General features: G+C 47.5%; 11 protein-coding genes. All 11 read left to right on the forward strand.

Going from position 1 to position 13,474, the window contains the following annotated elements:
- Positions 1-13 precede the first annotated feature (13 nt).
- The 11 genes from hydG (at position 14) to ACZ5PW_RS11110 (ending at position 13,376) form a co-directional block, all read left to right on the forward strand.
- Positions 14-1,438: a [FeFe] hydrogenase H-cluster radical SAM maturase HydG gene (gene hydG / locus ACZ5PW_RS11060; protein ID WP_464553383.1), complete on the forward strand. Its 1,425-nt coding sequence runs from the start codon at positions 14-16 to the stop codon at positions 1,436-1,438.
- 18 nt (positions 1,439-1,456) lie between these two features.
- Positions 1,457-2,896, forward strand: a complete 1,440-nt coding sequence (locus ACZ5PW_RS11065; RefSeq protein ID WP_464553388.1) for an aspartate ammonia-lyase — start codon at positions 1,457-1,459, stop codon at positions 2,894-2,896.
- Positions 2,893-3,498, forward strand: coding sequence for a hypothetical protein (locus ACZ5PW_RS11070; protein ID WP_464553391.1), 606 nt, complete (start codon positions 2,893-2,895; stop codon positions 3,496-3,498). The genes ACZ5PW_RS11065 and ACZ5PW_RS11070 overlap by 4 nt, the downstream gene beginning before the upstream one ends.
- Positions 3,479-4,486, forward strand: a complete 1,008-nt coding sequence (gene hydE, locus ACZ5PW_RS11075) for a [FeFe] hydrogenase H-cluster radical SAM maturase HydE (RefSeq protein ID WP_464553394.1) — start codon at positions 3,479-3,481, stop codon at positions 4,484-4,486. Before ACZ5PW_RS11070 ends, hydE begins: the two co-directional genes overlap by 20 nt.
- The gene (gene hydF, locus ACZ5PW_RS11080) at positions 4,476-5,678 is read left to right on the forward strand and encodes a [FeFe] hydrogenase H-cluster maturation GTPase HydF (protein WP_464553399.1); all 1,203 of its coding nucleotides are present in this window, start codon (positions 4,476-4,478) and stop codon (positions 5,676-5,678) included. Before hydE ends, hydF begins: the two co-directional genes overlap by 11 nt.
- A 671-nt stretch (positions 5,679-6,349) precedes the next feature.
- Complete coding sequence (locus ACZ5PW_RS11085; protein ID WP_464553403.1) at positions 6,350-7,414, forward strand: ABC transporter substrate-binding protein; 1,065 nt, start codon at positions 6,350-6,352, stop codon at positions 7,412-7,414.
- Between the two features lie 22 nt (positions 7,415-7,436).
- A complete protein-coding gene (locus ACZ5PW_RS11090; RefSeq protein ID WP_464553407.1) occupies positions 7,437-10,403 on the forward strand; it encodes a diguanylate cyclase in 2,967 nt (988 codons plus the stop codon).
- A gap of 196 nt (positions 10,404-10,599) precedes the next feature.
- Entirely contained in the window at positions 10,600-11,592 is a 993-nt protein-coding gene (gene hpnA, locus ACZ5PW_RS11095; protein ID WP_464553409.1) for a hopanoid-associated sugar epimerase, read from the forward strand.
- Between the two features lie 152 nt (positions 11,593-11,744).
- Positions 11,745-11,990, forward strand: a complete 246-nt coding sequence (locus ACZ5PW_RS11100) for a hypothetical protein (RefSeq protein WP_464553412.1) — start codon at positions 11,745-11,747, stop codon at positions 11,988-11,990.
- A gap of 148 nt (positions 11,991-12,138) precedes the next feature.
- Positions 12,139-12,372, forward strand: coding sequence for a hypothetical protein (locus ACZ5PW_RS11105; RefSeq protein WP_464553417.1), 234 nt, complete (start codon positions 12,139-12,141; stop codon positions 12,370-12,372).
- 8 nt (positions 12,373-12,380) lie between these two features.
- Positions 12,381-13,376 (forward strand): DUF6976 family protein, encoded by a 996-nt coding sequence (locus ACZ5PW_RS11110; protein WP_464553420.1) that lies wholly within the window; start codon positions 12,381-12,383, stop codon positions 13,374-13,376.
- The last annotated feature ends 98 nt before the right edge of the window (positions 13,377-13,474 follow it).

A 13,474-nucleotide genomic window follows, 5' to 3' on the forward strand; every position in this document is an offset into this window, starting at 1 on the left:
AAAGGAGATAACCATGAATAAGAATGCCACCCTTGAAACCGGTTTTGAGTCATTTATCGATGAAGAGCTTATCTGGTCGGAAATCGAAAAAGCAACTGACCCGGACCCTTCACTTGTCCGTGAGATAATCGCGAAGGCCAAAGAGAGAAAAGGGCTTTCTCCCTTCGAGGCCGCGGTTCTGTTAAAGAACAAGCACAGCGGTCTGGATAATGAAATTTTTGAAGCGGCCATTGAAGTAAAAAAAGGTATTTACGGCAATCGGCTGGTTCTTTTCGCTCCTTTGTACATTTCAAACGAATGTGTCAACCAGTGTGCGTACTGCGGTTTTAACGCCACAAATAATGACCTTCAACGCCGGACCCTGAGTGCGGATGAAATTCATAAAGAAGTCGAAGTTCTTGAGGACCTCGGTCATAAGCGCCTCCTGCTTGTTTACGGCGAGCATCCCAAGTATGACGCGGACTGGATCGCTCAGAGTGTGAAGGAGGTCTACTCGGTTACTTCCCGCAAAAGCGGTGAGATCCGCAGAGTCAACATCAACTGTGCGCCGCTGGATGTGGAAGGGTTCAGGAAGCTGCATGATGTCGGTATAGGAACCTATCAGTGTTTCCACGAAACCTATCATCAGGAAACATACAAGAAATACCATCTGGCGGGCCGAAAAACCGATTACCACTGGCGTCTGAATGCCATGCACCGGGCCATGGAGGCAGGTATTGATGACGTGGGCATGGGAGCCCTGTTCGGTCTTTTCGATCCGGTTTTCGAGGTTATGGGCCTGCTTTACCATGCTCTTCAACTGGAAGCTGATCACGGGGTCGGCCCGCATACCATTTCTTTTCCCCGCATTGAGCCCGCCCAGAATTCCGAGTTGGCTTTCAATCCCCCTTACCTCTCCTCAGACCATGATTTCAAAAAGATTGTTGCAGTGCTGCGGCTGGCCGTGCCTTATACCGGTTTGATCCTGACTACCCGAGAGAATGCCGAATTCCGCAAAGAGCTTCTTGAAGTCGGAGTTTCACAGCTTTCCGCCGGGTCCAGAACCTACCCCGGAGCCTACAGCGATCCTGAGTATGACAGGCCTGATGTGCAGCAGTTCTGTATCGGCGACAGCCGTTCCCTTGATGAAACAATCCGTTCCATTGTCGGTGAGCATGGCTATGTACCTTCATGGTGTACCGCATGTTATCGTCTGGGGCGTACGGGAGAGCATTTCATGGAGCTGGCCAAGACCGGATTTATCCAGAAATTCTGTCTGTCTAATGGATTGCTTACTTTTAAGGAATACCTTGAAGATTATGCTTCCGAGGAAACCAGAAAGGTCGGTGATGAACTGATCAGAAATGAAATAGAGAGCTACGCCGACCCCGACCGCCGCAACCTGCTTACCGATCGTCTTGCCCGCATGGAAAAAGGCGAGCGGGACCTTTACCTGTAAATGATATCCGGAGGAAACATGTCTGAATCCGGAAACAGCGCTTTTCGAGTGGAGAAGGATTTTCTGGGAGAACTGGAGATTCCGGCCGGTGCTTATTACGGTATCCACACCCGGCGGGCCATGCTTAATTTCCCGCTTTCCGGGGCCCGAATCCATGAGCGGTTCATCCGTTCTTTCGGGCAGGTTAAAGAAGCGTGTGCAACTGTGAACATGAAGCTCGGCTTTCTTGATGAGAGGATCGGAAGGGCGGTTATTACGGCATGCAGGGATGTTTCCTCCGGTAAATTAAACAGCAGCATAGTGGTTGACCCTTATCAGGGTGGTGCGGGTACTTCCACAAACATGAACTTCAATGAAGTCATAGCCAACAGGGCGGTGGAGATTCTCGGTGGGACACCCGGTGATTACGGAATGGTTCATCCCGTGGATCATGTGAATATGCATCAGTCCACCAATGATGTTTACCCCACGGCTCTGAGGGTCGCGGCCCTTTCGCTTCTCGTTGATCTGGAGAAAGAGATTACCGGACTTCAGGAGGAGCTGCAGGGTAAGGAAGCGGAGTTGTCAAAGGTGGTCAAAGTGGGGCGGACTCAGTTGATGGACGCTGTTCCCATGACAATGGGGATGACTTTCGGTGCTTTTGCCGATGCCGTTGCCCGTGACCGCTGGCGTATTTTCAAGTGCCGGGAAAGGATCAAAAAAGTTAATCTCGGCGGAACTGCCGTGGGGACAGGGCTCGGCGCGCCGCGTGATTATATTCTTCAGGCTGCCGGGGAGCTGAAAAATATCTGCGGTCTGCCCGTATCAAGGGCTGAGAATCTCATGGATTCAACACAGAACAGCGATTCTTTTGTGGAAGTTTCCGGCATGTTAAAGTCCTATGCTGCAAACCTGTTAAAAATTTCAAATGATCTAAGATTAATGGGCAGCGGTCCTGCCGCTGGAATAGGCGAAATAAACCTGCCTGCCCGGCAATGCGGATCATCAATCATGGCCGGGAAAGTCAACCCGGTCATACCTGAATCTGTGGCTCAGGTGGCCTTGCAGGTCATGGGAAACGACCAGACCATAACACTTGCCGCATCTATGGCTCAGTTGGAACTGAATCAGTTTATGCCCCTTCTGGCGCACAACCTGCTGAATTCAATGACTCTGCTGATCAACGCCACTACCAGTTTCAATCATTCCTGCATCAAGGGAATCACCGCAAACAGCGACCGCTGCCGCGTGAATGTGGAATCCAGCCACGCTCTGGGCACTGTTCTGGTCCCGGTTCTGGGGTATGAGTCAGTGGAAAAACTGGTTGCGTCCTGTGAGAAGTCAGGTCGTTCTCTGCGGGATGAAATCATTTTTCAGGGAATTGCAGAAGCCGGGGAAGTGGATGAACTTTTATCTCCGCAGCGTCTTTGTAAGCAGGGCTTCACTCCGGATGAAATCAAAGGGGGAGGCGGCAGATGAGACTTGTATGCGGAGCCGGAGAACTGGGCATTCCTGAAATGTTCGCTCAGGCGCAAAGGCGCATAGTTCTTCATGCGGCGGTTTACGGCCCGTTTTCAAAGTCCGAAGCGCACATCCGGGGGTTGGAGAAGGCCCTGAACAGACCCGGGTTCAATCGTCTCGATGTAATTGCTGTGCAGTCCGGTAGTGAAAATGCATGGGATGATTCGTTTCTGGCTTCTCTTCGTTTCGGAATTTCAAGGCATTCGGTTGCGGATGAGATTGATTATTCGCGGAATTTTATGACTGAACTGGCTAAGCGTTATCCTGAGAAGGTTAAAGTCTATCCTGCCTGCAATCTGCCATGCCTTCCGCTCGTTATTGTGGATGATATCATCTGTTTTGGCCAGTATGCCCACTCATGCGTCCATGCGCCGCAGGGATTCTGGGGATGTGTCGAGGCTGATGTTGAGAAGCTTTTCAACTGGGCGCAGTCCGGTGAAGTTCCTTATGGTGCGGATGAAAGAGAAATAGCAGCATTCCGGCTGGTTAGCGAATGCTCAAGGGCAATTAAGTGCGGGAAAGCCGCTGGAGGGATTTTTGATGGCAGTGCTCGGGCTTGATGATCTGATTTACTATCTTAACGGCGGCAATGATGACGAGCTTTATTCAATTGCCGACAGTCTGCGTGAATACTCCTTCGGACGTGAAGTTTTTCTTCGGGCAATTGTCGAGTTTTCAAACGTCTGTAATAAAAAATGCAATTATTGCGGGTTGCGTGCCCCTAATTCAAATGTAAGCCGCTACCGCATGACCGTGGACGATATAGTTGAATCGGCCTGTCTTGCCGCCGATGCAGGAGCCAGAACTATAGTCCTGCAGTCCGGGGATGATTTCAGTTACTCTCCCTCGCAGATCGAGGAGGTTATCTGTAGAATTAAGGATTCCCATGATGTGGCGGTGACCCTTTCCCTTGGGGACCGCAGTGTAGGCGAGTATGAGCACTGGTTCAACTGCGGGGCTGACCGCTGTCTGCTGAAGCTGGAAACAACCTGCCCCCATACCTACCGGGAAATCAGGAGCGGAGAGGATTTTCACGGGCGGTTGAAGCTTCTTCGGTCCCTTAAGGAAACAGGGTATGAGGTCGGCTCAGGTATCATCGTGGGGTTGCCGGATTATTCTGTGGAGCAGATGGCGAATGATCTGCTTTTCCTGAGCGGGCTCGAGCTGGATATGATTGCGGCGGGTCCTTTTATACCGCACCCTGATACCCCTCTTTATTCAGCCTGTAGCGCGGACGTTGATCTGTCCTTCCGGTTTACTGCTCTGGCTCGTCTGCTCAATCCTTTTTCCAATATCCCCGCTACTTCAGCTCTGGATTCTCTTGATTCAGCAGGCAGGGGGGCTGCTCTCAAACGTGGCTGCAATGTAATCATGCCCTCGGTAACGCCAGCTGCCAAACGAAAGGATTACAACATCTATCCCGGCAAGAACTCCATGTCCGTTGATGTGAGTGATACAATTTCCAGAACTGAAGGATTAATCCGTGAGTTGGGTTTTGTCCCTTCAGTTTGCAAAGGTTCTTCAAGGAGAATTAGCAATGTCGAATAAGGCTCCAAGGGGTGTCCGTCTGGTTATTACTCTTGTAGGCAAGCGTAATGCCGGTAAATCCTCACTGATCAACGCCATTGCCGGACAGGATGTGGCTATTGTTTCCGATCAGCCCGGAACCACCACTGATCCGGTGGCTAAGCAGTATGAACTGCTGCCGTTGGGACCGGTCACTTTCTACGATACAGCCGGGTTGGATGATACCGGGGAAGTGGGTGAGCTGCGTATAAAAGCCACCAATAAAGTTCTTATGCGCACGGATCTGGCACTGGTGGTAGTGGGGGAAGGCGGGCTGACTGATTATGAAGTTGAGCTTATGAACAGAGTTTCCCAACTGGAGATTCCATACCTGGTGGTTTTCAATAAAAATGATCTGTGTGAACCTCTTGAGGCTGATATGGATTACTGTCGTCAGAGGGGGATTCAGTTTTACAGGACTTCTGTTCTGGAAGCCTGTTCTATCGATGATCTTAAGGAAGCGGTCATAGATCTGGCTCCTGAAGAAATGAAGCGTGATCCTGTTCTTGCCGGAGACCTGTTCAGCGAAGGAGACTGGGTGGTATGCGTGGTTCCGATTGATCTTGCCGCCCCGAAAGGAAGGTTGATCCTTCCCCAGGTGCAGGTGCTGCGTGAAATTCTTGATAGCGACGCCGTGGGAGTAACTGTTAAAGAGCGCGAGATTGAGGAGACCCTTTCTTCCATGAAGCGCAGTCCGGCCCTTGTCATAACCGATTCTCAGGTTGTGATGAGCGTTGCCGGGGATGTTCCAGATGAAATCCCCTTGACCACTTTTTCAACTCTCTTCGCTCGCTACAAGGGTGATCTGCCAAGTCTGGTGGAAGGGGCCAAGGCTATCGATTCTTTGCAGGACGGGGATACCGTGCTGATGGGTGAAGCCTGTTCGCACCGTTGTGTTGCCGATGATATCGGGAAGGTCAAAATCCCGCGCTGGATTCGTCAATATACAGGTAAGGATATTAATTTCGTTATGTACTCCGGACACGATTTTCCTGATGATCTGGGTCGATTCAAACTGGTGATCCATTGCGGGGCCTGTATGCTTAACCGCAGTGAGATGCTCAGGCGCATCCGGGAATGTCAGCGCAACGGGGTTCCGGTAACTAATTACGGTGTTGTGATATCCAAGGTGCAGGGAGTCCTTGAGAGGGTTGTCAGCCCCTTTAATATTTAATAATTACAGAATAAATCAAGGCCGGCGTCCGTCTCATCGATTGAGATGAACACCGGCCTTTTTGCGTGCTTTGTTATACCCACAGGCCTGATGACGGGAGCAGCCGCCATCAGGCCCGCGTTCGAATCAGAATTTATTGTATCCGAGTCGCCGTGGGATTTGAAAAACAGTAAGCCCGGGATGGAGGTAGATCTTGCTGGCTTTGTTCCAGAAGTCGGAAAAGACGCTGAGCAGGTGCGTAATTCCGAACATGGGCCGTTTTTCCTGAGTCCTTATTTAGGTGTTTTCGTGTTACTTGTCAATAAAAGATAATACGATTTGTTTAATAAATTAAAAATTGTTTAATTTCAGAGTCGGCTTTTTTAAGTATATATACCGGGAAGCTTCCTTTAATGGGTTTTTTTGCGTTTATGCGCTTAAATTCTTATTGATTTTTAAACTTGGTAAGGGACAGCTGGTCTGCCATAAGCAAAATGGAGTAATTGGAACAATCATGTTTCCAGTAAATAAGAGGTTGGACGCGGGCATGCTGTCACCGCTTTTATTTCCATGTTCAGTAACTGCGTTACATGGTATTGTACAAACGGTTTGATTATTACAATATTAATGGAGATTTGTTGAGGTCTTGGATAGTTAAGAAGAATGCGTATGATGTTAAAAAAGGGGGAGATATGAATACGGTTCGGATTTCATATGGTATTTTTAAGACTTTTATTTTTCTGCTTGTACTTTTTTCTGCCGGAACCTCCCTGGCTGAAGAAAAACCTGAGTTAGTTTTTTATAATTGGACAGCTTATGTCGGAAAGGGCGTCATCGAGAAATTTGAAGAAACCCGCAACGTGAAAGTCAATCAGAAATTCTATCAGTCCTCAGATGAGCGTGATGAAAAAATAATGAGAGGGAAGGGCAAAGGCTATGATGTTATCATGGTCAATGGAAATGATATCGTTCCTTACAGGAAAAGGGGATGGATCGTTCCACTGGGTGTTGATAAAATCCCCAATCTCTCCCAGATGGATGAAAGGTGGGTTAATTTCTGGCCGGAAACTGCACAATATGCGGTCCCTTATCTTTGGGGAACATTCGGGATTATCTATAGGTCCGATCTCATAAAAGAGGATATTACCAGCTGGAAGCAGTTCTATAATCCGAAAGATGAGTGGCGCGGTAAGATAATGCTTGTGGATATCCACCGTCTTGTTATCGGGCTGGCCTTGAAGTCTCTGGGGTATTCCATTAATTCTGAAGACCCGGCTCAGGTCAGGGAAGCTGTGCAGCTTGTCAGAAAGCAAAAGCCTTTTGTGCAGACTTACGGTTACTTGAAAACCGATGCTGAATCCGGAATCGTTTCCGGTAAAACCTGGATCGGCCAGACCTGGAATGGTGATGCATTGCTGCTTCAGAAGCGTAATCCGCATATTCGTTATGTGCTTCCGGAAGAGGGTGGTGAGATATGGATGGATTATATGGTTGTTTCGGCACATTCCAAAAATAAGGAACTGGCTTATGATTTTGTCAACTATCTTTCCGAGGCATCAAACAGTGCCAAGGCTGCATTTGAGCTGGAGTTTGCTACTCCAAATAAGGAAGCGCGCAAGCTTCTGCCGCAGGATATGTTAGAAAATAAGACTATTTATCCTTCTGAAAAGCAGCTCTCGACAAGTGAGCCTGTTAAAAATGTGAATCCGCGTATTAAGCGGCAGATGATCGAAGCCTGGACTCAACTGAATAATTAGTGATTTTGAGAGTTAATAATAAATGAAGCTGCGTTACAAACTGCCTTTGTTTCTTGTTCCGCTTGTCATTATTCCTCTGCTGACGGTCAGCTGGATAGCCGCTGAGCGCATGCGTTCCAATGCTGAAGAAAACATTTTGAGGCAGATGGCTTCGCTGACGCGTCAGATTTCGATCAGTGCTCAGACCGCAAGTGAAACGATGAAAGCGAATGCTATTTTGTTTTCCGGCTCGGGACTCTTAAAAACGTTCCTCTTTACCCCGGAGGAGGAGCGCTATCACTTTGCCCTGCTGCCTATGTTGAATCTTTTTTCAAGCTATAACAAAGCTTATCCCGCTTATGAGGAAATTCGGGTCGTTTTACCCGATGGTTATGAGGATGCTCGGTTTTCGGCTGATGGGGTTGCCAATATAAGTGTTGATGAATCCCGGCAGGTCTGGTTCAGGTCTATGGAACAATCAGAAGCAGCTACCGAGTGTTTTTTTGAATGGAACCCGGATACAGGTGAACCGGTATGGATTGCAGTTCAGACGTTGAAGTTTGTTGATCCTACATTTGAGGACTCTACAGCAAAAGAACCGACTAAACGGGGTTATCTGGCAATCACCTCCAATCTGGAGAATATAAGGGATTTTGTCGCGAACACCAGAATTGGTAAAAGCGGTGGGGTGTTTGTTATTGACAGTCATGGACGCTCTCTTTTTCCTGATGTTCAGCGGGTGCATTTTTCTGATGATGCTAAGCTGCTTGCTTTGGCCGGAACTACTGTCAAAACTGGTAAGGAGATGGTTTTTCAAAGTGGAGATGAGGAATTTCTGATAAAAGCCGGAGCTCTTCCCGGAGGGCTTATTCTTGTCAGTTATCTGCCTTCCGGGGAGCTTGCGCAGGCAGGTGAAGAGCTTGTGCGGGTGGTTGTCATCATCGGTGCGGTTGTGGTGGTCCTTTCTGTTGTCATGCTCATGCTTATTTTACAGTATGTTATTGTTTATCCTTTAAGCCAGCTCGGAATGGGAGCCGAAGCAATCGGCAGCGGTGATCTTGAAACAAAGCTTCAGGTGAAAGGGAATGACGAGGTGGCCCATCTTGCTGAACAGTTCAACAATATGGCTAAAGGTTTGTTGGAAAGCCGTAAAATAAGTGAAGAGGCTCAAGCCGAAACACTGCGGCTTAAGGAAGCATCCATTGAATCTCTGCGGGCAGCTGACAAGCTCAAGGATGAATTTTTAGCCAATACTTCCCACGAGCTCAGAACACCGCTTCATGGTATCACGGGTATCGCTGAGTCTCTTATAAAAGGAGCTGCGGGACCTCTTCCTCATAATGTGGAAGATAATCTGCAGATGATAATTGTGAGCAGTCGCCGCCTTGCCAATCTCGTTAACGATATTCTTGATTTTTCCAAATTGAAGCACAAAGACTTGAAGCTGGCTAAAAGGCCTGTTGATTTGAATTCTGCCTGCGGGCTGGTCCTTTCCATGGTTAAAATGCTTGCCGATGCCAAAAAGCTTGAGCTTCATAACAATGTGCCTGTGGATATCCCCTTGGTTATGGCGGATGAAAACAGGCTTCACCAGATTCTCTACAATCTTCTGGGTAATGCCGTAAAATTCACTCAGGAAGGTCATGTCTCCGTATCAGCTGTTGAAAAAGGCGATATGGTGCAGGTTATGATTGAAGATACCGGAGTGGGGGTTCCTGAAGAGCAGCGTGAGTTGATATTTGATTCCTTTGAGCAGCTTGATGGAAGTCTGCAAAGAACTAAATCGGGAACCGGACTTGGCTTGGCGATTACCCGTCAATTGGTGGAAAGCCACGGCGGAACTATTTCTGTCAGGGGTCGCGATGGCGGAGGATCTGTTTTTACCTTCATCCTGCCTCGCGCTCTGGAAGACAGGCGTAACGACGAAATCCTGCCTGAAGTGAATGAGCGGGCTGTGGAAGCGGTTAAGGAATTACATATTGAGCCGTTGCCTGAACCTGAAATGGAAATTTATTCCAGCCCGGAAACTGAAAATGATATGTACGGCGAGCATCTTCTGGTGGTTGATGACGAGCCTGTCAACTTGCGGGTGATTGAAAATCATCTCCGGGTTAACGGGTACAGGGTTACAAGTGCCAGCTCTGGCGTTGAGGCCCAGAGGCTTATTAAAGAGCATGGCGATGAATTCGATCTGGTGCTGCTTGATGTAATGATGCCCGGGGTTTCGGGATATCAGGTTTGCGAAGAGGTGCGTAAAGAATACAGGGCGGAAGTTCTCCCCATCATTTTTCTTACAGCACTGACCCGGGACGGTGATCTCGAACAAGGATTCGCTCTTGGCGGTAATGACTATATTCCAAAGCCTTTCAGCTATAATGAACTGTTGGCGCGCATTCGGCTGCACACAACTCTGTCAAGGCAGAACCGTGATCTGCATTCCTTGAATCAGGAGTTGGAAGAACGGGTGAGTGAGAGAACCAAGGCATTGGAGAGAGCCTATGCTGATATGGAAAATCTTGCGAATCTTGACGGACTTACCGGAGTTGGCAACAGAAGGGCACTGGATAACCATCTAAATGAGACATGGGAGAAAAGAGCTGCTGAAGAGCCTTTAAGCTACCTGATTTTTGATGTTGATTTCTTTAAGCAGTATAACGACACTTATGGTCACCAGATGGGGGACAGCTGCCTGAGGAAAATAGCTGACGCATTACACGAAGTCGCCACAGAATATGGTTCCTTTCTGGGCAGGTATGGCGGCGAGGAATTTGCCATTATCCTTTTATGTGAGCAGGATGAGGCTTTGAAAGTTGCGGAAGAATCACGGAGAATTATCATGGATATGGCAATTGAGCATAATAGTTCCCCTCTCGGAACTGTCACCGTAAGCGTCGGAGTGGCTTTCAGATCTTCTCTTGTGAACTCACCTGATTCATTGATTAAAATAGCAGATGATGCTTTGTATCAGGCTAAACAGTCCGGCAGAAATAAAGTTAAGTATGTCAAGTGATTATTTTGTTAGCATTTTTAAGTCTCCGCTATGAATCATTGACATAAACACGCCGATACCTCATTAGTGCAGGAACGGGGATCATTTAATTTTATTAATTTCATCAGATATTTCGCCCTCCCTGAGAGCCGATTTATATTGATACGGCCCAGTATATTAATCATATCCACACCTTACCGCTAACAACACAATCACCATGAATGTAATGATTACCGGAGCTACCGGTTTGATAGGGTCCCGCCTTGTCAGAATTCTCGTCGAGCGCGGATTTTCAGTCAAAGCCCTTGTAAGGGATGCGGGAAAAGCCAGGCGGCTTATAGACCAGCCTGTCCAGTTCGTGACCGGTGATCTCAATGATCCCGATGCCCTGGAGGAAGCTTTGCAGGGTTGCAGATACCTCTTTCATCTTGCCGCGGATTACCGGCTCTGGGTTCCAGATCCCGAGGTGATGACCCGTACAAATGTGGAAGGTACCAGACTGCTCATGCAGAAGGCCCTTGCCGCCGGAGTTGAGCGGATTGTTTACACTTCTAGCGTTTGTGTTCTGGGCTGCAATGTTGACGGGTCACCGGTGGGTGAAGATGTTTCTTCTTGCATCGGTGATATGATCAGTCCCTACAAAAAATCCAAATTTATTGCCGAAAAAGTGGTCATGGAGATGATCAGGAACGATGGGCTTCCCGCAGTGATTGTCAACCCTTCCACCCCAGTCGGCCCGGGAGATTCACGCCCGACCCCCACCGGAACCATGATTTTGAACTGTGCCCGTGACGGCGGGACATTCTATGCCGATACCGGACTCAATGTGGCCCATGTCGATGATATTGCCCTTGGGCATCTCCTTGCGCTTGAAAAGGGCAAGGTGGGCCAAAGATACATTCTCGGCGGTGATAATATCAGTCTGAAAGAATTGTTCAGCATCACTTCCCGTGTGGCCGGCAAACCGGGGCCAAGGTTCAGGGTTCCTCCGTTAATCATGTACGTGGCCGGATTTTTCGGTGAGTTGCTTGCAAAAGCGGGACTGGTGAAAAATCCTGTCGCCACCATGGACAGCGTACGCATGGCATCAAAAAAAATGTACTATGACTCCAATCTCGCGGAAACAGAACTGGGATATACGCACCGGCCCGCTGAAGAGGCCGTGAAAGATGCTGTGCACTGGTTCCGGGAACAAAGTATGCTCGATTAGTCCTTAATTGACGTTAATTACATCTATCCATGGCAGCATAGCTGTGTTAGTCTCCCAATAGGCAGTTTTGAAATTCAGAGTATGCTGTTGCCGGATTTGCATAGCTGGGGTGTGGGTTCGTAAGCTGCAGTTAATCATAAAGGAGGGGATATATGGAAGTTCCTCCGAACACTGATTCGAGGTGGGAAGATGTTGTCACTGGTAGAAAAAGGTTTCCTCTAAAATTTCTTGCCGCTAAAATTCTGCTTGGCCGCTGGTTGAGAAGTCTCAGTGCTGATCCGTCACCGGAGAGGGCGATCCGGGCAGCCTGTGAACTGCATGCCATCTATATCAAGAACACCGATAATCCCTCTGCGAGGGAGGATCTGCAAACCATGTTCAGGGTAGAACTGCCGTGATTTTTAATGTATATTAATTGTTATGCTGGGTGCATTAACTAGGTTTTATTTCGGGGTTAAGGTGCATTGGGTTGATTATAGCCGGGAACATTCTGCTGTTAGAATGTCTCTTGAGTTGTTTTAATCAGTATAAATGGAGGTTTTATCTATGGGTGTTCCTCCGAGCACAAATCCACGGTGGGAAGAAATTGTAACAGGCAAAAAGACTTATACTTTGAAATTTCTTGCGGCTAAAATTCTTCTTGGTCGCATTATTCGTCATGTCAATTCAGATGGATCAGCAGAAAGTGTTTCTAAAGCGGTATCTGAACTTCGTGCTATTTATGAAAAAAACGCAGATAATGCCTCGGCTAAGGAAGATCTGCAAAACATGTTCAAGTAGGAGGGGGTATGCAACAGGTACTTCATAGTGTCAAAGAGACTGCAGAAATGATAGCCAATGGTAAAACCCTGCTTCTGGCTGGCGATGAGGGACTTCTCAGCCAGCTTCCTAAGGGCAAGTGGATCGGGGGTACAATACCGTATTTTGTTTCGCCATCTAAGGGAGGGCTTTTAACTCAGGATCATATCTTTGTAACTGATATTTCTGATGTCGCCGCTTCAGTGAAACTTAAAAAGTATAACGAAGATGATTTGGGAAGCGTTTATACCGATGCCGGGGATGGCGGGTTCAGTTTCATTATAATTCCCGCTTCAAGTCCTGCGCATGTGTCATTCGCTTTAAATGCCCCTAATTACAGCGATTTCGGATCTCAGCCTCTTGTCGGTTGGATTTCCGGGGTTAAGCTTGATGATCTTGGTTCTGTTAAGCCTAAAGTTTTTAGCGGAGCCACTGGCAACAATTATGAAGATGAAGCTTTGGTCATGCATATAGACCTCAAGCCTGGAAAAACTATTGATGTTGGTATTATCAATATTTTTGAGCAGGGTGACGGTGATACCTTAACATTCAATAATGATACTTTTGTCAGTGAATCAGTTATGGTTAACGGCGTAAAACATAATTTTGCAGAATATATTACCGAGAAAAATCTCGATACTAAATTGCCTCTGGTCGCTGATTATTACGGTGCATTGATTAATATAAGTTTTCAGGCTGTTTCCCCTGAGGATGGTGTAAGTTTTTATGCACCTGTTTTTTCCGGGGTCCGTTACAAGCATGCAAGTGCGATTGATAATTACGCAGAAGCATTCAGCAAGCAGCTTGAAGATAATAATGTTTCGGGTAAGAGAATCGCATTTTCATGCAACTGCATCCTCAACTATTTATATTCAGAACTGGAAGGCAAGAAAACGGATCCCTTTGTGGGACCGATTACTTTCGGTGAAATTGCCTATCAGCTTTTGAATCAGACTCTGGTATATATTGATATACACGATGTATAGAATTTCAATATAGTTCAATATTCTTTATATTAAAGCCGCCCAAGGGCGGCTTTTTTGTCTTTCAGGTTTCCTGTTGGAGTGTCAGGACAACCTTATAT

The sequence above is a fragment of the Maridesulfovibrio salinus genome (assembly GCF_055394525.1).